General features: G+C 69.1%; 17 protein-coding genes. 7 read left to right on the forward strand and 10 right to left on the reverse strand.

From position 1 onward, the window contains the following. Window positions 1–13: 13 nt before the first annotated feature. The 7 genes from HMPREF9058_RS02010 to HMPREF9058_RS02040 form a co-directional block, all read right to left on the reverse strand. Window positions 14–1,060, reverse strand: coding sequence for a PepSY domain-containing protein (locus HMPREF9058_RS02010; RefSeq protein WP_009406001.1), 1,047 nt, complete (start codon window positions 1,058–1,060; stop codon window positions 14–16). A gap of 21 nt (window positions 1,061–1,081) precedes the next feature. After that, window positions 1,082–1,483, reverse strand: a complete 402-nt coding sequence (locus HMPREF9058_RS02015) for a hypothetical protein (protein WP_009747638.1) — start codon at window positions 1,481–1,483, stop codon at window positions 1,082–1,084. Between the two features lie 179 nt (window positions 1,484–1,662). Further along, window positions 1,663–2,436 (reverse strand): sulfite exporter TauE/SafE family protein, encoded by a 774-nt coding sequence (locus HMPREF9058_RS02020; RefSeq protein WP_009406082.1) that lies wholly within the window; start codon window positions 2,434–2,436, stop codon window positions 1,663–1,665. A gap of 133 nt (window positions 2,437–2,569) precedes the next feature. Then, a complete protein-coding gene (locus HMPREF9058_RS02025; RefSeq protein ID WP_009747250.1) occupies window positions 2,570–3,043 on the reverse strand; it encodes a hypothetical protein in 474 nt (157 codons plus the stop codon). A gap of 252 nt (window positions 3,044–3,295) precedes the next feature. Then, entirely contained in the window at window positions 3,296–4,222 is a 927-nt protein-coding gene (gene iolE / locus HMPREF9058_RS02030) for a myo-inosose-2 dehydratase (RefSeq protein WP_009747255.1), read from the reverse strand. A gap of 242 nt (window positions 4,223–4,464) precedes the next feature. Then, window positions 4,465–6,120 carry an MFS transporter gene (locus HMPREF9058_RS02035; protein ID WP_009747485.1) on the reverse strand — a complete coding sequence of 552 codons (1,656 nt, stop codon included), beginning with the start codon at window positions 6,118–6,120 and terminating at the stop codon, window positions 4,465–4,467. Window positions 6,121–6,215: 95 nt separating this feature from the next. Next, on the reverse strand, window positions 6,216–7,412 hold the full coding sequence (locus tag HMPREF9058_RS02040) for a Gfo/Idh/MocA family protein (protein ID WP_009747518.1): 1,197 nt from the start codon (window positions 7,410–7,412) through the stop codon (window positions 6,216–6,218). Window positions 7,413–7,690: 278 nt separating this feature from the next. Between HMPREF9058_RS02040 and HMPREF9058_RS02045 the strand changes: the two genes are divergently transcribed. Both HMPREF9058_RS02045 and HMPREF9058_RS02050 read left to right on the forward strand, forming a co-directional pair. After that, window positions 7,691–8,770, forward strand: a complete 1,080-nt coding sequence (locus HMPREF9058_RS02045) for a LacI family DNA-binding transcriptional regulator (RefSeq protein WP_009406213.1) — start codon at window positions 7,691–7,693, stop codon at window positions 8,768–8,770. 86 nt (window positions 8,771–8,856) lie between these two features. Then, window positions 8,857–9,819, forward strand: coding sequence for an aldose-1-epimerase (locus tag HMPREF9058_RS02050; protein WP_009406193.1), 963 nt, complete (start codon window positions 8,857–8,859; stop codon window positions 9,817–9,819). 115 nt (window positions 9,820–9,934) lie between these two features. Here HMPREF9058_RS02050 and iolG read toward each other — a convergent pair whose 3' ends face one another. The 3 genes from iolG to HMPREF9058_RS02065 form a co-directional block, all read right to left on the reverse strand. Next, window positions 9,935–10,924 carry an inositol 2-dehydrogenase gene (gene iolG, locus HMPREF9058_RS02055; protein ID WP_009747366.1) on the reverse strand — a complete coding sequence of 330 codons (990 nt, stop codon included), beginning with the start codon at window positions 10,922–10,924 and terminating at the stop codon, window positions 9,935–9,937. 189 nt (window positions 10,925–11,113) lie between these two features. Beyond that, window positions 11,114–12,190 (reverse strand): transaldolase family protein, encoded by a 1,077-nt coding sequence (locus HMPREF9058_RS02060; RefSeq protein WP_043537578.1) that lies wholly within the window; start codon window positions 12,188–12,190, stop codon window positions 11,114–11,116. Between the two features lie 153 nt (window positions 12,191–12,343). After that, window positions 12,344–13,096: a GntR family transcriptional regulator gene (locus HMPREF9058_RS02065; protein WP_043537579.1), complete on the reverse strand. Its 753-nt coding sequence runs from the start codon at window positions 13,094–13,096 to the stop codon at window positions 12,344–12,346. Between the two features lie 227 nt (window positions 13,097–13,323). Between HMPREF9058_RS02065 and iolC the strand changes: the two genes are divergently transcribed. The 5 genes from iolC (at window position 13,324) to HMPREF9058_RS02090 (ending at window position 20,166) form a co-directional block, all read left to right on the forward strand. Continuing rightward, the gene (iolC, locus tag HMPREF9058_RS02070; protein ID WP_009406320.1) at window positions 13,324–14,376 is read left to right on the forward strand and encodes a 5-dehydro-2-deoxygluconokinase; all 1,053 of its coding nucleotides are present in this window, start codon (window positions 13,324–13,326) and stop codon (window positions 14,374–14,376) included. Window positions 14,377–14,386: 10 nt separating this feature from the next. Beyond that, window positions 14,387–15,301 carry a hypothetical protein gene (locus HMPREF9058_RS02075; RefSeq protein ID WP_009747353.1) on the forward strand — a complete coding sequence of 305 codons (915 nt, stop codon included), beginning with the start codon at window positions 14,387–14,389 and terminating at the stop codon, window positions 15,299–15,301. 125 nt (window positions 15,302–15,426) lie between these two features. After that, complete coding sequence (gene iolB, locus HMPREF9058_RS02080) at window positions 15,427–16,341, forward strand: 5-deoxy-glucuronate isomerase (protein ID WP_009406028.1); 915 nt, start codon at window positions 15,427–15,429, stop codon at window positions 16,339–16,341. A gap of 54 nt (window positions 16,342–16,395) precedes the next feature. Then, entirely contained in the window at window positions 16,396–18,303 is a 1,908-nt protein-coding gene (iolD, locus tag HMPREF9058_RS02085; protein ID WP_009406228.1) for a 3D-(3,5/4)-trihydroxycyclohexane-1,2-dione acylhydrolase (decyclizing), read from the forward strand. Window positions 18,304–18,672: 369 nt separating this feature from the next. Continuing rightward, window positions 18,673–20,166, forward strand: a complete 1,494-nt coding sequence (locus tag HMPREF9058_RS02090; RefSeq protein WP_009747648.1) for a CoA-acylating methylmalonate-semialdehyde dehydrogenase — start codon at window positions 18,673–18,675, stop codon at window positions 20,164–20,166. Window positions 20,167–20,472 lie beyond the last annotated feature (306 nt).

Consider the following 20,472-nt stretch of genomic DNA (forward strand, 5'->3'; position numbering starts at 1 on the left):
GGTGTCATAGGTGCTAGTCCGCCCGAGTGGTCGGCCGGTGGCCGGGTGTGGAGGGGAGTGTGGTCCGTCCGGTTCCGGGGTCGACATTCACTGCGATGCTCACCGCGACGTCGTCGGGGGACTGTCCCGGGGCGAGCCCTTGTCCGTGAGCGACCCAGACCGTGTACGTCGACGACGGGTCGCTCGGTTGAGGCAGGAACAGGGCGACCGCCTGTCCGCCGCCCGCCTCCTGCGCGGCGGCGACGGCGCGATGAGGTCCGATGTCCTGGGCCTGGCCCGTGCTGGTCGGTCCTGCCGGGGACTGGTGAGCGGTCATGGAGACCGGTGCGGCCGGTTGGGTTGGGCGGATGCTGAACGCGCTGGCGTAGTAGCCCCACAGGAACAGCAGGGGGAGGAGAACCAGTCCGGCCGCCTTGAGCAGGTCGGTGTCCCGGGAGAGGCTCTGGGTGCGCCGGCGGGCGGACAGGGCAGTGCGTCGATGGCGCTGCAGCGGCCACCACGTGCGCAGCCCACTGACGGTCAGGACCGCGAGGACCACTCCCAGGGTGGCGACGACCAGCCCCCCGACGGTCAGGCCCCGGTGACCGTCACGCCAACCGGTGTGGGGGATCTCCTGGGACATCCAGCTCACGTGGCCGGGCCCCCGGCAGGACAGCAGGCAACGGTGCAGGTTGTCCAGGACGGAGATCCAGGCCGGGTTCGCCGTGGCGTTGCTGGTCTCGTGCCCGGTGGAGGGGTCGACAGTGTAGGTGGCCTTCTCGGTCCGCACCTCGACGACGTCGGTGTCCCACCTTGCCGACAGGACGGGCTCGTCGGGATGGGCGTTCTTGATCGTCTCGACCGCTTGAGGCAAGGAGTCCTGACCGGAGCCGGCGTCGTGGGTGGAGACGGTCGGGTTCAATGCGCGCAGGATCTCCCCCTGGTGGGGCAGGAGCATGCCGCTGAGAGTGATGATGAGCATCCCGAGGCCGGCCGCCGCCGACAGCCAGCGGCGCACGTGGACCATCGCCCGGCGGGTGCGGGAGGGCGGGGAGGGGAGGGGGGCGACCGAGGGATCCATGGCAGTCTTCATCGGGGAGGGTCAGGACCCGGCGGGGGACAGCAGGGCGGCCACGGCGCACAGGCAGGTCAGGGCCGCAATGAGGGCGTAGACGCAGTAGCCGTGCTCGCGCCGCCGCCACAGGGAACAGGCGCCACTGACGCTGATTGCGGTGCCGGCGACCTGGATGACCAGGGCGGCGCCGACGGCCAGGGGGCCCGCGGCGCCGATGACGGGAGCCAGGGCGTAGACGATGACGCACCTGAGGCCCGAGGCCCACAGTCCCAGCATGACGGCGTGGATATCGGCGCTGATCAGGAAGGGGGCTGCCGCCTTGTCCTGCGTGGCGGGGGAGGTGGTTGGGGGTGCGACAGCGTCGACGTCGTCGCCGGCCACCTCGCCGGGCGAAACGTCAACATAATCAATACTGGCCGCACTCTTCATACTGATGAATACGGTAACGGTCAGGATAAATCGCGTCAACGCTCCGCCATGGGCTGGCGATGTGATGTCAGACAGGCGTGTTTGAGGGAAATAACCGCTGGTGGGAGCCTGTTTTGTGGGCCGGAGAAATAGGTGGGTGCTCGGCTGCGTGCTGGACGCGGCCCGGCAGCCGGACCGGGCTAGCGCAGCAGGGGCAGTGCGGAGATGACGGTCAGGACGACGATGATCGGCTCGAAGACCCGCTGATCCATGTGCTCGGCGAGGCGTCGGCCGGCCAGGGCCGAGGCGATGACGACCGGTGCGGCGATCGCCGCCAGCGACAGGGTCGTGGGGTTGACCAGGCCGGCTGAGACGGAGAAGGGCAGCTTGACCAGGTTGACCAGGAAGAAGAACCAGGCCGTCGTCCCCAGGAAGGCCTTGACCGGATAGCGGCAGGCCAGGAAGTACATGGAGGTCACCGGTCCGCAGGCGTTGGCGACCATTGTGGTGAAGCCGGCCAGGCTGCCGTAGACCAGTCGGGCCGGGCGGCTGCCGGCCGGGGTTGGGGGGACGGCCTCAGGTGTGTCGTCGGACCTGTTCCTGGTGGCCGAGCGGCGCTGGTACAGCGTGACGGCGACCAGGATCAGCAGGATGGCGCCGATGAGGCGGCGAGTGGAGTCGTTGGGGGCCAGGTGCAGGAACAGGGCGCCGGCGCCGACGCCGGCCAGGACCGCCGGGACGAGCCTGCGCAGTATGCGGAAGTCCGCGTCGCCGCGATAGCTCCATACTGCCAGCAGGTCGCCGGTCATGAGCATGAGCAGGATGGCGCCGGTGGACTCCTTGGCCGGCAGTGCCGCGGTGCACAGGGCCACGGCGATGGTGGCAGCCCCGGGCAGGGCGGTCTTGGCGATGCCGCACAGGGCCGCCACGACCACGAGCAGGATCCAGGCGGTGGTGGTCAAGGTGGGGAGCACGGGACCTCTCAGCGGTGAGAAGAGTCGGAGTCTGGTCTGAACTTTGTCCGGACTAATCATAGCCATCGACGGCGAGGGCCGGTGGGGTCCTCGCCGTCGACGGTGGCTTGCGTGAGTGCTGCCGGGGGCTGCGTCAACGAGGTGCCGCAGCGGTGCGCAGCAGCGTGGCGATCCCGGAGACACCCAGGAAGATGAGTGCCGTTGCGGGCAGGGTTGCACTGAGCAGGTGGTCCCAAAGAGCAGTGCGCTGGGTCGTCAGTCCGATCCCATGAAGCAGGCCGAGAGCGGCTGCTCCTGCACCGATCGAGAGGATCGAGACCGCGGCTCGCAGCGCCCGTCTGGCAGCCGGCCAGGGGGTGATGAGCTGCAGCGGGGGCAGGGCCGCCCAGGCCGTGATCCCGGTGATGCCGCAGACAAGTGCGCTCGAGGCGGGTGAGGAGTCATGGAGGAGGTGGTCAATCATCCCCTGGACCGCGACGACCCAGAAGAGGGCGCAGTAGGCGACCAGCAGGCCGTCGCTCCAGGTGAGGCGGTGATCCGTGCGCTCCCAGCGGCGGACATCGGAGAAGAACCCACTCACTGTGCCTGAAACCTGCATCGAGGACATGTCCCTTCCTCCTGTGCGTCATCGCGGTCAAGAGTGCCCTTTCCAGAATAAACCCGCCGGTGCGCATGAGCGAAGGGTGAGCGAAGGGTGATGGTCGTCGGGCCCCAGCGGGGCGGGCGGCTCGCCCCGGCGTGCTCCTCAACGGCCCGGGAACGACGACGCTCCCAACCATCACTGGTCGGGAGCGTCGAGGTGAGACGTCAGCCGGTGGGGCCCGCTCGGAGGGGGAGTCCGCGCGAACCCCGCGACGTCTCAGGCCTTGAAGAGGGTTCCCTCAAGGTAGGCGCGTGCCTTGCGGGCGTACTCCAGGGGGTTGGCGATGGCCGGGTCCTGCTCGGCCTCCACCAGGATCCACTCGGAGTAGCCGTGGTCCACGAGGAACTTGTAGGGGACGGTGAAGTCGATCGTGCCGTCGCCGGGGACGGTGAACATGCCGGCCAGGAAGGAGTCGAGGAAGGAGCGCTCGGCAGCCTTGGACTCCTCCATCTTCTCGGGACGCACGTCCTTGAAGTGGACGTGCTTGATGCGGTCGATGGTGGCCTCCAGCAGACCCATGACGTCGCCGTCACCCACGTAGGCGTGGCCGGTGTCGAACAGGAGGGAGACCTTGGCCGGGTCGGTCAGCTCCATGAGGCGGATGGTCTCCTCCTTGGTCTGGATGACCGTGCCCAGGTGGTGGTGGTAGACGAGCTCCAGGCCGTGGGCGTGGGCGACGTCGCCCAGACGGTTGAGGCCCTCGGCCAGCACCGGCCACTGCTCCTCGGTGAGCACCGGCTTGTTGGTGAAGATGCAGACGTCGCGGATGCCCTGGACCGAGCCGGTCTGCTCGGAGACGACGACGCGAGTGGCGCCCAGGTACTCCAGGTAGGCGCAGGTGGCCTCGAAGTCGGGGATGACGGTCTCGACGCCGTCGCGCAGGATGAAGGAGGAGAACCACTGGGCGACGATCTTGATGCCGCGGGCCTCGGCGGCGGCCTTGACCTCCTCCTTGGGCGGGAAGAAGCCGGCGCACTCGGTGCCCGCGTAGCCGGTGTCGGCCAGGTCCAGGAGCATGTCCTCCAGGGTGTTGAAGGCGCCGACCTCGGGGATGTCGTCATTGCGCCAGGTGATCGGGTGCATGCCCCAGGAGATGCCGTGGGGGTCGGAGATGGCGGTTGCAGGGTCGAGGGTGAAGGACATCGTTGCTCCGTGTTCTCGCTCGGGTGGTGACGGGCGGTGGTCAGTGGATATGTGCGGTGAGGTGGCGGTGACGCGCGGGCGGCTGCTGCGCCGTTGGCTCGGGGCCGCCAGTAGTGCGCTCCCGGGAGGAGGGTGCCGGCGTCGGTGCCGGGCGGTGGGCCCGTGCCTCGAACCTAGCAACAGGACTTTGTCCTGACAAGCCCTTTTCGGGTTCTCCCGGGAGCGCGTGTGCTGGGGGTGGGTCAGGAGTAGAGCTTCTCCATCTCGACCTCGATCTCCTCCAGGGACTTGTCCTTGGTCTCCGGCATGATCTTGAACAGGACGACGGCGACGACCAGGTTGAGCACGCCGTAGATGGTGTAGGTGATGCCGCCGCCCAGGGTCTCCATCATGGGCGGGAAGGTCCAGGTGATGATGGCGTTGGCGGTCCACATGCAGAAGATCGCCGTGCCGTTCATGATGCCGCGGACGTTGGCCGGGAAGATCTCACCCATCATCGTCCACACGATCGTGCCGTTGGAGGACTGCACGATGAGCATGAAGACGGACATGAGCCCCAGGATGAGGTAGGCGGCCCAGGTGGGCGGAGTGGTGTGGTTGGCCATGTGCGGGGCGATGAAGAACTGGAAGGTCGCCGCGATGCCCAGCAGAGTGATGCCCACGCCGATGACATCGCCGATGAGGACCTGGCGGCGCCGGAACTTCAGGATGAGCCAGATGCCGATGGCGGAGCCGATGACCGACATGACGCCGTTGGCCACCTGTGCGGTGATGGATGCCGAGGTGGACATGCCGGCGTACTCCAGCACCTTGGGGGCGTAGTACATGACGGTGTTGACGCCGGTGGTCTGGTTGACCACGGCCAGGAAGATGCCGACCAGCAACAGCTTGCGCAGCCAGGGCGTGGCCATGACATGGCTGAAGCCCTTGCGCTGGGTCTCCTCGTCCTTCTCGTGCTGGCGGGCCTCGACCATCTCCATGATCTCGTCCTCGATGGAGCCGTCCTTCTCCGGGACGCGCACGCGCTTGAGGGCGCCGATGGCGTCGTAGAGGCGCTCCTTGGCCAGGTACCAGCGCGAGGACTCGGGCATGAGGCGGATGCCGATCCACAGGGCCACGGCCGGGATGGAGCACAGGACCAGCATGTAGCGCCAGGCCTCGCCGTTACCGGCGCTGATGCTGAGCTGGTCGAGGAAGGCGTGGTACTGCTCGGCGTTCATCGGGCCGCCCTTGGAGGACTGGAGCTTGGCGATCTCGTCGAAGACGTACTGGCCCGGGGTGAAGTGCCCGCTGGGGTCCTCGGCGATGGTGATCCTCGGGCCGCCCTGGAGGGAGTTGATGATGGCGTTCATCGAGAAGGCGAGCAGCTGGCCGGTGACGATCATGAGCTGGTCGATGGCCACGATGGAGCCGCGGATGCGTTTGGGTGCCGTCTCCGCCAGGTAGACGGGGACCGTCGCGGAGGCGGCGCCGACGGCGAAGCCCAGGATGACGCGGAAGGGGTACATGACCCAGACGTTGGGGGCGATGGTGGTGCCGATCGCGCCGGCGAAGAACAGGAAGGCCAGGAAGGTGATGTTGTGGCGCCGGCCCCAGCGGTCCGACATCAGGCCGCCCAGCAGCGCGCCCAGCGCCGCGCCGACCAGCAGGGTGCCGCCGATGGCGCCCTCCTCGAAGGAGGTCAGCTGGAGGCCCTTGGCGTCGAAGGGCATGTACATATACGGCAGGGCGCCGGAGATGACGCCGGTGTCGTAGCCGAAGAGCAGTGAGCCGAGCGTGGCCACGGCGGCGATGGCGATGACGCCGCGGTGCTTGCCCGAAGGCGGCGTCTCGGCCACCGCCTTGTTGAGCTCTTCCCTGGTGAGTCCACGCAGGGACGTCGTGACTCCCTGAGACATAGGGGGTCTCCTCTCAGTCCTGCGGCGACGATGCCGCAGGGGTTGTCGTGATGGGTGGGTGGTGGAGTGAAGAGAAAGGTGCAGCGTGGGGCGGCTCAGGCGTCGAAGGTGGTGCGTCCCTCGACACGAGGGACCTCGTGCCACTGGCCGTCGGCTGCCGAGGCGACAACGGCCTCGTCGACCTCCGCGGCGCACCAGGCGTCGGCGGCCGAGGGGGCCACCTGCTTGCCGGTGAGGATCGACTCGATGAACTGCGCGGCCTCGATGGCCTTCATGTCGTCAAAGCCCATGGAGGTGCCGATGGCGGGCTGGAAGCGCTGCCACTGGCCCCACTGGGGGCCGGCCATGGCGCGGGTGTAGCCGTGCGAGGCCCCGCCGTCGAGCACGGGGCAGATCTCCAGCTCGTTGAGGCGCTCGAAGTTCCAGCGGGCCGAGCCCTTCGTGCCGTAGACCTCGACGACGTACTCGGCGCGAGGTCCCACGCTGACGCGGGAGGACTCCATGGTGCCCACGGTGCCGTTCTCGAAGCGCACCAGCATGGAGACGTAGTCCTCGTTCTCCACCGGGCCCACCTCGTCGCCGATCTCGAAGCCCGAGTGGCCGATGCCCATCTTGGTGGGGATGGGGCGCTCGGTGATGAAGGTGTCGGTGACTGCGGTGACGGAGGCGATGCGACCCACGATGTACTGGGCCAGGTCCGCCCCGTGGCTCATGAGGTCGGGCACGACGCCGGCCCCGGCCTTCTCCTTCGAGGCCCGCCAGGTCAGGGGGCCCATGGGGGAGGAGTTGTAGTCGGCGATGAACCACACGCGCACATTCGTGATCCGGCCCAGCTCGCCGCCGCGCACCAGGGAGCGCAGGTACTCGATGGCCGGGGTGTGGCGGTAGTTGAAGCCGACGGCGGTCATCAGCCCCGCCTTCTCGGCGGCCTGGGCGATCTGCCGGGACTGCTCGGCACTGACCCCCATGGGCTTCTCGATCCAGAAGGGCTTGCCGGCCTCGACGGCGGCCAGGGCCATCTCGTGGTGGAGGAAGTTGGGAGCGCAGATGGAGACGGCCTCCACCTCAGGATCTGCCAGCAGATCGCGGTAGTCGGCGTAGGCGCGCTCGAAGCCCAGGTTGTCCACCGCCTCCTGGCGCACCTCCTCCACGGGGTCCGCGGCGGCGACCAGCCGTGGGGTCACCCCCAGCTCGGGGAAGCGCTCGGCGATGGCGCGATAGCTGCGGGAGTGAAGCCGTCCCATCCAGCCCAGGGAGATGACTCCGATGCCCAGTATTGACTTATTGGCCATAACGGTCCTTCCCGACAACATTGTCGGCTGCTGCGTGTGTGGAGGTGTCTCCGGAAGCCCCAGGAAACACCCGTCGTTAATGACGTCACAGGAAGATATCAGAGCACCTTTGTCCTGACAAGAGGGAAGTATGAGGTCTGATGACCTCTCTGAGCAGGACTTACGTGCTCACCGGTGTTGCGGATAGGATGGGCTCAACCGGTGTCCAAGGATGGCCTGGTTCCCGCGGATCGTGCCGGTCCGTGAGGCACAACGGCGTGGAAGGGGAGACGTCTGCCGTGGAAGGACCTCGAGGACGAGGCGGGCGGGTCACGATCAGGACCGTCGCCGAGCGCGCCGGCCGTTCCATCTCCACCGTCTCGGCGGCTCTCAACGGCTCCGACGGCGTCGCCGAGAAGACCCGTGGCGAGATCCTGAGCATCGCCGCCGAGCTCGGCTACCAGGCCGACCCGCGCGCCCAGTTCCTGCGCCGCAGCCACACCGGGCTCATCGGCGCCAGCTTCGCCATCGGGCAGGCCTACCAGGGGCTCATCGTGGACGGGCTCTTCCAGGCGGCCTCCGCCCTGGAGCACGCGCTGGTGCTGGCCACCTCCACCCCGCACCGCGATGTGGCCGACGGGCTGCGCTCACTGCTGCTCCAGCGCTGCGAGGGCCTCATCCTGGTCGACCCCGACCTCTCCGTGGACGCCCTGGCCGGCATCGGGGACCGTCCTCCGGCGGTTCTCATCGGGACCAGTATCGAGATGGAGGACGTCGATGAGGTCCACTCACGTGACGACGTCGGTATCCAGATGCTCGTCGATCACCTGATCGACACCGGGAGGCGCTGCATCACCCACGTGGACGGCGGGAAGGAGACCGCCGCGGGGCGACGCATCCAGAGGTTCGGCCAGGCCATGGAGAGCCGGGGGCTGGGGCGAGGCGCGCGGGTGGTGCCCGGGGGAGGTGATGAGGACAGCGGCGCCAGGGCGGTCCGCCACCTCATCGAGGCCGGTGAGCTGCCCGAGGCGCTCCTGTGCTTCAACGACCACTGCGCCGTCGGTGCTCTCATGGAGCTGCGCCGTCAAGGGGTGAGGGTGCCGCAGGACCTGGCCGTCACCGGCTACGACGGCATCCCGGTCACAGCGGCCTCGGCCTTCTCTCTGACCACGGTGCGCCAGGACGCCCGCCTCATCGCCGAGGTGGCGGTCCGGGCGCTGCTGGCCCGGATGCACCCGGGTCAGGATGGCAAGATTCCGGCGGAGGTGGCCGGTGAGGACCGGCCTCTGGGGGGCCGCCTCTACCGGGTGGTCCCCGAGCTCGTTGTCCGCGACACGACGGCCCCGCCGCGCGAGCGTCGGGCTGAGGCCTGTGCCTGATGCGGCACGCGGCTACGGTAAACCTCACCGAGGAACGAGGAAGCCACAACCGAGGGGCGCACGCCCCGAACACTGGGACAGGAACCATGATTAACGGAGAACTCATCGACCTGGTCGCCGGCGACTACGAGGCGCGTATCGCCTCATCGGGTGCCATGCTCGTCCACCTGCGCCGCCAGGGGCGCGACCTCATCATGCCCTTCGACGCCGAGGCCACGCTGCCCGCAGGCTGGCAGGGCAAGACCCTGTTGCCGTGGGCCAACCGCATCGCAGGGTCCCGCTACGACTACGCGGGCACCGAGTTCCTCGTGGGCTGCAACGAGCCGGCGAGTGGCTCGGCCCTCCACGGCCTGGCCGGCTGGATGGACTGGCAGGTCGCCGACGACGACCCCTCCGGCCCTGACGACGGCGCCCCCCGCAGCCGCGTCGTCCTGGAGCTGAGCCTGCTGGCCTCCTACGGCTACCCCTGGAGCCTGGAGGCCAGCGCCTGCTTCGAGCTCGACGCCGAGCGCGGACTGAGCGTGACCGTGACCGCCACCAACGTCGGTGCGGCCCGCCCCGCCCCGCCGGTCCCCGGCGCGCCGGAGGTCAAGGGTGAGCCCGCCCCCGCTCCCTACGGCGTGTCCTGCCACCCCTACCTGACGCGCTCGGTGCCCCTGGACGACTGCGTCCTGACCATTCCGGCTGCCGAGGTCCTCGACGTCGATGAGCACATGGCGCCCACGAGCCTGCGCAGCGTGGAGGGCACCGACTGGGACTGGCGGGGCGGCCGGTTCGTCGGGGCCACCCAGACGGACAATGCCTACACCGCCCTGCCCGAGGGCACCTGGGAGGTGAGCCTGCGCGGCGGGCAGGGGGACCGCGCCGTCGTCATGAGCTCGGACGTCCCCTGGGTGCAGGCCTACACCGCCGACGAGCTCTCCCGGCCCGGCGTGGCCATCGAGCCCATGACCTGCCCTCCCAACGCCTTCAACAGCGGGGAGGACCTCATCGCCCTCAAGGTGGGGCAGTCCCACTCCTTCACCTACCGTCTCCACGAGGCGGACTGAGCGCGCACGCAGCCTTGCTGAGGCCGTAACGGCCCTGCAGGCGCTGAGAACGCGGGTGGGCGTCGTCGAGACGGAATGCTCGACGACGCCCACCCGCGCGTCAGAGGGGCGGTGCTCAGCTCAGTCGCACCGGCTGCCCGGAGTGGGCCGACTCCGTGGCGGCCTCGGCCAGGCGCAGGGCGGCGATGGCGTCCTCGATGCCGGTGGGGGGCGTGGTGCCGGCCTCGACGGCCTCGATGAAGGCACTCAGCTCGATGCGGTAGGCGTCGGCGTAGCGCTCCAGGAAGAAGTCGAGGTAGGGCTCCTGGGCGTCGGTGACCTCGCCGTTGGACAGGCGCACCGTGGTGGCGCGGATGTTCTCGGCGAACAGGGCGCCCTCGCGGCCCGAGGCCTCGAGTCGCTGGTCGTAGCCGGAGGAGCAGTGGCGGTTGTTGATGATCGTGGCCACGGCGCCCGAGGCTGCCTTGAGGGTGACGACGGCGGCGTCGAAGTCACCGGTGTCCTTCAGGGCCGGGTCGAGGTTCTGTCCGGCGGCGTAGACCTCCTCGATCTCGCCCAGGAAGAAGCGGGCGGTGTCGAAGTCGTGGATGGTCATGTCGCGGAAGATGCCGCCGGAGACCTTGATGTACTCCGCCGGCGGGGCGGCCGGGTCGCGGCTGATGATGGTCAGCTGCTCGATATCGCCGATCTTGCCGGCCTCGACCGCGGCGCGGGCGGCGGCGAAGCTGGGGTCGAAGCGGCGGTTGAAGCCGAACATGACGGGGACCGTGACGGCATCGAGCTCGGCCTGGGCGGCCTCGACGTCCTTCATGTCCAGAGCGATCGGCTTCTCGCACAGCACCGCCTTGCCCGCCTTGGCGGCGGCCAGCAGGTGGGGGATGTGCAGTGGCGTGGGGGAGCCGACGATGACGGCGTCGATCTCGGGGTCGGCGAAGACCTCCTCGGCGTCCTTGCAGGACCGGGCCCCGTAGGTGGCGGCGAGCTTCTCGGCCGCGTCCTCGAAGGGGTCGCAGACCAGGGCGAGCTCGGCCTGGGGGTGGGCGGCGATGGTCTTGGCGTGGACGTGGCCGATGCGGCCGGCACCGATGACGGCGATGGAGAGCATCCTTGCTCCTTCTGCGTGTGAGTGGGTGTGTGGGTTGGTGTCTGAACTGTGGATAGTGGTGGGGTGGGCGGTTCGAGGGCGCGGAACGTGTGGACATGACCGAACGCGCCGTGGACCCGCCCGGTGCGGCGGGTGCCGCTGCGGTCGTCCGGGCCCCACCGGGACCCGGACGATCCCGACTGGAGTCGATCAGGGCTGGGGCATGATGACGTCGCGCACCAGGGCGTCCAGGTCGGCGTCGGCCTGGAGGAATCCGCGCAGGGTGCGGCGGGTCGCGCCGAAGGTGTCGAACTCCTCGGGCGTCATGCCGTCGGGCTCGTAGGCGCGCACGAACTCGGGGATCGACAGGAGCGTCTCCATGATCTCGGGGGCCACGGGCTCGTTGATGCGCTCGACGACCTTGTAGTCGGAGTCGTTGATGAGCTTCTGCCAGGCGAAGGGCGGGGAGACGACCAGGTCGCCGCCGACCAGCTCGGACCACTGCAGCACGTTGCGGAAGGCGGCCGACAGCACGCGGGCGCGCAGGCCACGGGCCTGGAACTCCTGGTAGGCGCGCTTGAGGGCGGCTACGCCGCCCCACTCCAGGTGACCGGGGTCGATGAAGAGCTTGTCCCGCTTGGCCACGATCTTGAGCCAGTCGTCCAGGCGACCGCCCATGAGGGTGACGACCGGACCCATGGTGGAGACGTCCTTGCCCTCGGCCTCGCGGCGCTTGAGGCCGCGCTCAATGGCCTCACCGGTGGCCACGGCCTGGGGCACGGAGAAGGAGACGGTGACGTTGACCGACACACCCCGGTAGGTGGCGTCCTCGATGGCCTTGACGCCCACGGAGGTGGCGGGGATCTTGACGATGATGTTCTTGGCCAGGTTGGAGAACTCCTCGGCCTGGTCGGCAAGGGCCTTGGCGCTGCGGGCCAGGCGCGGGTCGGTCTGCATCGACAGGCGACCGTTGCGGCCCTTGTGCTCCTCGAAGATGGGCTCGAGCAGCGTGGCGGCCTCGATGCTCATCTCGCGCACGACCTGCCAGCCGATCTCGGACTCGGTGGCCTCGGGCATCTCCTCGGCCAGCTCGGCGATGCGGGGGAGCCACACGTCCTTGCGCTGGTTGATGCAGGTGTAGGCGATGGTGGGGTTGCAGGTGGCGCCGACGCCGCCGAAGGAGATGGACTGGCGCAGCTCGTCGGGGTCGGCTGAGTCGTTCCACAGGGCGGTGGGCGTGTTGCGGGCGGCGTCGAGAAGGGGTCCGGGGGTGTAGTCGATGCTCATCGGTTCTGTGCTCTCTTTCGGGTTCATCCGCGCAGGCGTCCTTGCAGCCGCGGTCCGGTATCCCCTATTGAAGTGTGCTCGACGGCATCTGTCAATAAAATGTCAGGACAAAGATTCCTGGGAGTGGTGGTGACTCCTGTGTTGGGGTGAGGGCTAGCTGGAGAACAGCGAGGTCTCGAAGGTGTAGCGCGAGGCCCGATAGATGTGCTGCCCGTACTCGATGACGCGGCCCGACTGGTCGTAGGTGATGCGGGTGGCGGTCATGAGGGCGGCGCGGCGCCGCTCGTGGAGGAGGTCGGCCTCGCGGGCGGTGGCATTGCGGGCCCCGATGATCTGCTTGGCCGTGGTGGGGATGACGTCCTGGGCGCGCAGCAGGTCGTAGAGGCCTCCGGCCTCCAGCTCCTCACGGGTGGGGGCGATGGCTGCCGGCATGAGGTTGGACAGCACTGCGATCGGCTCGCCGTCGGCGCAGCGGATGCGGGTGCAGGTCACGACGGCGGTGCCCTCCTCGACCTCGAGGTGCTCGGCGGCCTCGGCGTCGGCCTCGTGCTCGACGTAGTCCAGCACGCTCGTGGAGGTCGTGTGGCCGGCCGCGGACAGGTCTGACAGCAGGCTCGTCAGCTGCATCGGGCGGTGGACGTGCATGGGGGAGACGATCGTGCCCACGCCCCGACGGCGCTTGACCAGGCCGCGGTCCACCAGGTGCTGAAGGGCCTGGCGCGCCGTGGGGCGGGAGACCTTCAGTCGCTTGGCCATCGAGAGCTCGTCCTCCAGACGGCTACCGGCGGGCAGTGTGCCGTCAAGGATGAGTGTGGCCAGCGGCTCGGAAATTTGCGTGTGCAGCGGCGTCTTGGACTCGCGGTCGATCGTGATGTCGAGGGCGAAAGGGGATGTTGAATCGGGCATGAGGTGAGCCTGTGTCAGACGTGATAATGCCTCGAGCATACGGATGCTGTGTGCTGATGTCACGCACTGTCGCCATCCTGTGGCTGCTGTGCGGGAAGACGGGTCCTAAATGTTCTGACAAATGCTTGACCTGGAGCGGTCCAGTGGGGCAGGCTTCGCAGTGACGCCCGACGCAGACCTCCGTTCCGCAGGCCTGCAGCCCCCAAGGATGTGGAGACGCGATCACCGTGACGACAGCAACGACGGCAACGACCCAGGTGACCGAGGCGGTCGCGCCCGAGAGCTCGCCCGCAGCCGCCGGAGACGCCGACCGGCTCGACGTGCTCACCATCGGGCGCTGCGGCATCGACATCTACCCCCTTCAGGTCGGCGTCGGGCTGGAGGACGTGGAGAGCTTCGGCAAGTTCCTGGGCGGGAGCCCCACCAATGTGGCGGTGGCCGCCGCCCGCTACGGGCACCGCTCCGCCGTCGTCACCGGCGTGGGAAACGACCCCTTCGGGCGCTTCGTGCGCACCGAGATGCGCCGCCTCGGGGTCGACGACCGCCACGTCGTCACCAAGGCCGCCTACAACACCCCGGTTACCTTCTGCGAGATCTTCCCGCCGGATGACTTCCCCCTCTACTTCTACCGCGAGCCCTCGGCCCCCGACCTGGAGCTGACTTGGGAGGACCTGCCGCTGGAGGCCATCCGCGACGCCTCGATCTTCTGGATCTCGGTGACCGGCCTGAGCAAGGAGCCCTCGCGCTCGGCCCACCACGCGGCCCTGGGCACCCGAGACCGGCGGCGCTTCACGATCGCCGACCTCGACTACCGCCCCATGTTCTGGAAGGACAAGGAGACGGCCCACCGGGAGGTCTCCAAGATCCTTCCCAAAGTCACCGTCGCCATCGGCAACCGGGAGGAGTGCGAGGTCGCCGTCGGCGAGCGCGACCCCGAGCGGGCGGCCGACGCCCTCCTGGAGGCCGGCGTCGAGCTGGCGATCGTCAAGCAGGGCCTGGAGGGGACGTTGGCCAAGACCCGCACCGAGCGGGTGGAGATGCCCGTGACCTCGGTGGAGACGAAGAACGGTCTGGGAGCCGGGGACGCCTTCGGTGGGGCCATCTGCCACGGCCTGCTGTCGGGCTGGTCGCTGGAGAAGACCATCTTCGCCGCCTCCACCGCAGGAGCGATCGTCTCCTCGCGACTGGAGTGCTCCACCGCCATGCCCACCGAACCCGAGCTGCTCGAGCTCATGCGCGCCCGCCGCGACGAGGTCGCCCCGGGGCTGACGGACCTGTGAGGAGCCCCCGATGAACGCATCATCCACCCCTGCCGCCTCCGCCTCGGGGCCGCGGCCGCTGACCGACGCCGTCACCGAGATCCGGGCCACCGACCCCGGCCGCATCGGCCGGGCCCTGGCCCAGCGCCCCCGTGCCGACCTCGCCGGGGCCGAGCGCCTCATGGTCATCGCCTGCGACCACCCGGCCCGCGGGGCCCTGGGGGCCGGCGAGAGGCCCCTGGCGATGGCCGACCGCGAGGACCTCCTGCGGCGCTGCATGACGGCCCTGTCCCGCCCCGGCGTCAACGGGTTCCTGGGAACCGCCGAGATCATCGAGGACCTGACCCTCCTGGGCGCCCTGGATGGCAAGCTCGTGTGGGGCTCGATGAACCGGGTCGGCCTCCAGGGGGCCTCCTTCGAGATGGACGACCGCTTCGGCGCCTACGACGCTGAAGGCATCGAGGCCTCCCACCTCGACGGCGGCAAGATGCTCACCCGCATCAACTACGCCGACCCCGCCAGCGCCGCCACCCTCGAGGCCAGCGCCAAGGCCATCGACTCCCTGTCCGAGCGTGGCCTGAACGCCATGATCGAGCCCTTCATCTCCCAGTGGGAGGGCGGCCGGATCGTCAACGACCTCAGAGAGGAGGCCGTCATCCGCTCGATCTGCATCGCCCAGGCGCTGGGGCGCAGCTCGGCGCACACCTGGCTCAAGCTGCCCTGCGTCAGCGATCCCGCCTCGATGCGGCGCGTCATGGCCTCCACCTCCCTGCCCAGCCTCATCCTGGGCGGCGAGGTCTCCACCGACCCCGAGGCCACCCGCGCCTCCTGGGCGGCGGCCCTGGAGCTTCCCAACGTCAGGGGACTGGTCGTGGGCCGCTCCCTGCTCTACCCGGGCAATGACGACGTCGAGGCCGCCGTCGACGCCGCCGTCGCCCTGCTGTGAGCACCTGACACGTCCCGCCACCGGAACCGCCGCAACCGCCGCAACCCCCGTCAATCGGCCCCGGCCGGGCCACCCCATACGAGACAATCCCCACGAGTACCCCCAGGAGCTGAAGGAGCACCACCATGGGCCACACCGACCGCACCGCCCAGTCCGAGACGTCGGACCAGTCCCGCTACGTCATCCGCGCCGGCGAGCTCGCCCACGACAGCTACGAGCTGGACCTCACCCCGGAGCGGGCCGGCTGGGAGTGGTCCTCCCTGCGCGTGGTGGCGCTCGCTCCTGGGAAGCCCCTGACCGTGCCCGCCGGTGAGCACGAGTACCTCGTCCTGCCCCTGTCGGGAGGCTGCACCGTCCAGGCCGGCGGTGAGTGCCTCGAGGTGGCCGGGCGCGAGTCGGTCTTCACCGACATCACCGACTACGTCTACGTCCCCCGCCGCACCGAAGTGACCCTCACCAGCGCCGACGGTGCCCGCATCGCCCTGCCCGGCTCCAAGGCCACCACCGACAAGCCGCTGCGCTACTGCTCGCGCTCCGAGGTCGGCACCGGCCTGCGGGGGGCCGGCCCCTCCTCGCGCCAGGTCAACAACTACGCCCTGGGCAACGACGTCGAGACCTCCCACCTGCTGGCCTGCGAGGTCCTGACCCCCGGAGGCAACTGGTCCTCCTACCCGCCCCACAAGCACGACGAGCACACCGAGGTCGAGCGGGTCCTGGAGGAGATCTACTACTACCAGGTCCGCGCCGGCGAGGACGACGCCGAGGGCTTCGCACTCCAGCGCATCTACCCCTCGCCCGGCCACGACATCGACGTGTGCACCGAGGTGCGCGGCGGCGACGTCGTCGTCATGCCCTACGGCTACCACGGCCCCTCCGTGGCCGCCCCCGGCTACGACCTCTACTACCTCAACGTCATGGCCGGCCCCGCCGAGGACTCCGTGTGGCTCATGACCGACGACCCCCACCACACCTGGGTGCGCCAGACCTGGGAGGGCCAGGAGGTCGACCCGCGCCTGCCCATGACCCCCATGAACGACTAGCCGATCCGCCTTTCGACCGCCCCCACCACCTGAGAAGAGCAGAGAAGAACCACGATGAGCAACGAAGCCTACGCCGGCACGATCCGCCTGACGGTCGCCCAGGCCACCATCCGTTTCCTGTCCAACCAGTACTCCGAGCGCGACGGCGTCGAGCAGCGCCTCATCGCCGGTGCCCTCGGCATCTTCGGCCACGGCAACGTGGCCGGCATCGGCCAGGCCCTCCTGCAGAACGAGATCGCCCGCGCCGACGGCGAGCAGGAGATGCCCTACATCATGCCCCGCAACGAGCAGGGACAGGTGCACGCGGCAGCCGCCTTCGCCAAGACCACCAACCGCCTCCAGACCTACATGTGCACGGCCTCCATCGGCCCGGGCTCCCTCAACATGGTCACCGGGGCCGCCCTGGCCACCACCAACCGCCTGCCGGTGCTGCTCTTCCCCTCCGACCAGTTCGCCACCCGCGTCCCCGACCCCGTACTCCAGCAGCTGGAGGACCCCACCAGCCTGGACGTCAGCGTCAATGACGCCTTCCGCCCCGTCTCGCGCTTCTTCGACCGCATCAACCGGCCCGAGCAGCTCATCCCCTCACTGCTCAACGCCATGCGCGTGCTCACCGACCCCGCCGAGACCGGCGCGGTCACCATCGCCATGCCCCAGGACGTCCAGGCCGAGGTCTTCGACTGGCCCGTGGAGCTGTTCCGCAAGCGCGTGTGGCACGTGCGCCGCCCGGTGCCCGAGCCCGCCGCCCTGGAGCGCGCCGTCGCCCTCATCAAGGCCGCCAAGCGCCCCCTCATCATCACCGGCGGCGGCACCATCTACGCCGGAGCCAGCGAGGAGCTGCGCGCCCTAGCCACCGCCACCGGCATCCCGGTGGGCGACACCCAGGCCGGCAAGGGCGCCATCAACTTCGACCACCCCAGCGCCGTGGGCGGCGTGGGCTCCACCGGCTGCGACTCCGGCAACCACATCGCCGACAAGGCCGACCTCATCATCGGCGTGGGCACCCGCTACTCCGACTTCACCACGGCCTCCAAGACCCAGTTCAAGAACCCCGACGTGAAGTTCGTGAACATCAACGTCACCCCCTTCGACGCCGCCAAGGAGAGCGCCGAGATGGTGGTGGCCGACGCCCGCGAGGCCCTGGCGGCCCTGACAGAGGCGCTCGCGGACTACCGCGTCGAGGCGGCCTACTCCGAGGAGATCACCGCGGAGAAGGAGGCCTGGCTCAAGGCCACCGAGCGCTGCTATCACCTGGACCACGGGCCCCTGCCCGCCCAGACCGAGGTCTTCGGCGCCCTCAACGAGCTCATGGGGGAGGAGGACGTGGTCATCAATGCCGCCGGCTCCATGCCCGGTGACCTCCAGGCCCTGTGGCAGGCCCGCAGCCCGCTGCAGTACCACGTGGAGTACGCCTTCTCCTGCATGGGCTACGAGGTGCCCGCCGCCATGGGCGTCAAGCTCGCCCGCCCCGAGGCCGAGGTGGTCGCCATTGTGGGCGACGGCACCTACCAGATGCTCCCCATGGAGCTGGCCACGGTGGTCCAGGAGAACATCAAGGTCATCTACGTCCTGCTGCAGAACTACGGCTTCTGCTCCATCGGCGCCCTCTCGGAGTCCCGCGGCTCCCAGCGCTTCGGCACCAAGTACCGCCGGCGCGGCGAGGGCAGCCACCTGGCCGACGAGCAGGTCATCGACGGTGTTGACATCGCCGCCAACGCACGCTCCTGGGGCCTGGACGTCCTCGAGGTCCACACCATCGCGGAGTTCAAGGAGGCCTACCGCAAGGCAGAGGCCTCCGACCGTCCCACGATGATCCACATCGAGACCGACCACTACGGCCCCAACCCGCCCGGCTCGAGCTGGTGGGACGTCCCGGTCTCGGGGGTCTCCGAGCTGGAGTCCACGCAGCGCGCCTATGAGGAGTACCTGCGTGACCGCAAGCCTCAGCGTCACTACCTGTAAGGCCTCTACCTGAAGGGATCGCAGGTAGGACGCGGATGACGGCGCGCTTCTCCGCCGGCCGCGACGGCGGGGGTCCACGGCTGATGGTGCCGTGGACCCCCGCCGTGCGCGTGCCCCCGTCCGGGGAGGGCGTCGCCGGTCGCTGTGCCGGTGGCGCTGCGGAGGGGATGCCAAGATCACGATGTGGTCAACGCCCCGATTATGTTCTGACAAAACGGCGCCATTCGCCGTCTGGGACGTTAGGCTGGGGGCACATGCAAGGCGCTGGGCGCCCGGCCGGTCCGCCACTGAGACCTTGGTCTGAGTCCGGCCCTACCCACCCCATAGGCGGGGCGGGTCCGCGAAACCGACAATCAGGAGTCGATAACGATGAGAACCATTGCGCACTGGGTTGACGGAAAGTACTACGAGGGAAACCCGATCGGGCGCTTCGCCGTCGAGAACCCGGGAACCGGTGAGGTCGAGGCCGAGCTGCTCCAGGCCTCCGACGCCGACCTCGACCACGCCGTCGAGGTGGCCCGCCGTGCCCAGAAGGAGTGGGCGAAGGTCTCGCTGGCCAAGCGCACCGCCATCATGTTCCGCATGCGCCAGCTGGTCCTGGACCACCAGGACGAGATGGCCAAGATGATCGTAGCCGAGCACGGCAAGAACTACTCCGACGCCATCGGCGAGATCCAGCGCGGGCGCGAGACCCTCGACTTCGCCACCGCCATCAACCTGGCCCTCAAGGGCGAGCACTCCTTCGACATCTCCACCGGCGTGGACATCCACACCCTGCGCCAGCCGGTCGGCGTTGTCGCCGGCATCTGCCCCTTCAACTTCCCGGCCATGGTGCCCATGTGGATGCACCCCATCGCCATCGCCACCGGTAACGCCTTCGTCCTCAAGCCGGCCTCGGCCACGCCCTCGGCGGCGCTGCTGACGGCCGAGCTCTACAAGGAGGCCGGCCTGCCCGACGGCGTCTTCAACGTCGTTTCCGGCAACCGCACCATGGTCTCCAAGGTCCTTGAGCACCCCGGCATCGACGCGATCTCCTTCGTGGGTTCCACCCCGGTGGCCCACATCGTCCAGAACACCGGCGTCACCCACGGCAAGCGCGTCCAGGCCCTGGGCGGGGCGAACAACCACGCCATCGTCATGCCCGACTCCGACCTGGACTTCGCCGCCCAGCACATCTCCGCCGCCGCCTTCGGCGCCGCCGGCGAGCGCTGCATGGCCCTGCCCGTCGTGGTGGCCGTGGGCGGCTGCGGCCCGGATCTGGCCCGCCGCGTCAAGGCCCACGCCGAGAAGATCAAGGTCGGCTACGGCATGGACGAGGGCGTCGAGATGGGCCCGGTCATCGACGCCAAGTCCAAGGAGTTCATCACCGGACTCATCGACGACGCCGAGGCCAAGGGAGCCGAGGTCGTCCTCGACGGTCGCCCGCTGGTCATCCCCGGACACGAGAAGGGCCACTTCCTCGGCCCGACCATTGTCGACAACGTCTCCCTGGAGTCCTCGCTCTACACCGAGGAGGTCTTCGGTCCGGTGCTCGCCATCGTCCACGCCGACACCTACGAGGAGGCCATCAAGCAGGTCAACTCCTCGCCCTTCGGCAACGGCGCGGCCATCTTCACCAACGACGGCGGTGTGGCCCGTCGCTTCGAGCTCGACGTCGAGGCCGGGATGGTGGGCATCAATGTGCCGATCCCGACGCCGGTGGCCTACTACTCCTTCGGCGGCTGGAAGGAGTCGCTCCTGGGTGACACCCACATCCACGGTCCCGAGGGCGTGCGGTTCTACACCCGCGCCAAGGCGGTGACCACCCGCTGGCCCTCGGAGAAGACCTACGCCGCGACCATGTCCTTCCAGCGCGAGGAGTGAGTCCGGCTGCTCCGCCACCCATCACCGCGGACGTACCATAGAACTCTAGGACGGATCCTGCAGGATGAGTTCGCGAGCCCTATGGTGCGTCCGCGCCTTTGCCGGGCGGTGGGCGACCCCCTACTTCCAGAGGCGGCCACCGGGCGCCGGCGGAGCGTGGACGCCTGCCGGGGTCTTGAGGTTGCTGCGCGCTGGCAGGCCTGCAGGCGGTGTCATCGGGGGAGTGGCGACTGAAGCCGCCCGCCATATTTGTCCTGGGGGCCTGCGCCTCACTCCCGGGACGCTGACTTTTCGTTGGCAGAACAG

It is taken from the genome of Actinomyces sp. oral taxon 175 str. F0384 (assembly GCF_000223355.1).
GTDB lineage: Bacteria > Actinomycetota > Actinomycetes > Actinomycetales > Actinomycetaceae > Actinomyces > Actinomyces oris.

What these genes read in the sequence shown, in the direction of transcription:
- HMPREF9058_RS02010 (WP_009406001.1), bottom strand. Translation starts at nt 1,060, where the DNA reads ATGGATCCCTCGGTCGCCCCCCTCCCCTCCCCGCCCTCCCGCACCCGC.
- HMPREF9058_RS02015 (WP_009747638.1), bottom strand. Translation starts at nt 1,483, where the DNA reads ATGAAGAGTGCGGCCAGTATTGATTATGTTGACGTTTCGCCCGGCGAG.
- HMPREF9058_RS02025 (WP_009747250.1), bottom strand. Translation starts at nt 3,043, where the DNA reads ATGTCCTCGATGCAGGTTTCAGGCACAGTGAGTGGGTTCTTCTCCGAT.
- iolE (WP_009747255.1), bottom strand. Translation starts at nt 4,222, where the DNA reads ATGTCCTTCACCCTCGACCCTGCAACCGCCATCTCCGACCCCCACGGC.
- HMPREF9058_RS02035 (WP_009747485.1), bottom strand. Translation starts at nt 6,120, where the DNA reads ATGTCTCAGGGAGTCACGACGTCCCTGCGTGGACTCACCAGGGAAGAG.
- HMPREF9058_RS02040 (WP_009747518.1), bottom strand. Translation starts at nt 7,412, where the DNA reads ATGGCCAATAAGTCAATACTGGGCATCGGAGTCATCTCCCTGGGCTGG.
- HMPREF9058_RS02050 (WP_009406193.1), top strand. Translation starts at nt 8,857, where the DNA reads ATGATTAACGGAGAACTCATCGACCTGGTCGCCGGCGACTACGAGGCG.
- iolG (WP_009747366.1), bottom strand. Translation starts at nt 10,924, where the DNA reads ATGCTCTCCATCGCCGTCATCGGTGCCGGCCGCATCGGCCACGTCCAC.
- HMPREF9058_RS02060 (WP_043537578.1), bottom strand. Translation starts at nt 12,190, where the DNA reads ATGAGCATCGACTACACCCCCGGACCCCTTCTCGACGCCGCCCGCAAC.
- HMPREF9058_RS02065 (WP_043537579.1), bottom strand. Translation starts at nt 13,096, where the DNA reads ATGCCCGATTCAACATCCCCTTTCGCCCTCGACATCACGATCGACCGC.
- HMPREF9058_RS02075 (WP_009747353.1), top strand. Translation starts at nt 14,387, where the DNA reads ATGAACGCATCATCCACCCCTGCCGCCTCCGCCTCGGGGCCGCGGCCG.
- iolB (WP_009406028.1), top strand. Translation starts at nt 15,427, where the DNA reads ATGGGCCACACCGACCGCACCGCCCAGTCCGAGACGTCGGACCAGTCC.
- iolD (WP_009406228.1), top strand. Translation starts at nt 16,396, where the DNA reads ATGAGCAACGAAGCCTACGCCGGCACGATCCGCCTGACGGTCGCCCAG.
- HMPREF9058_RS02090 (WP_009747648.1), top strand. Translation starts at nt 18,673, where the DNA reads ATGAGAACCATTGCGCACTGGGTTGACGGAAAGTACTACGAGGGAAAC.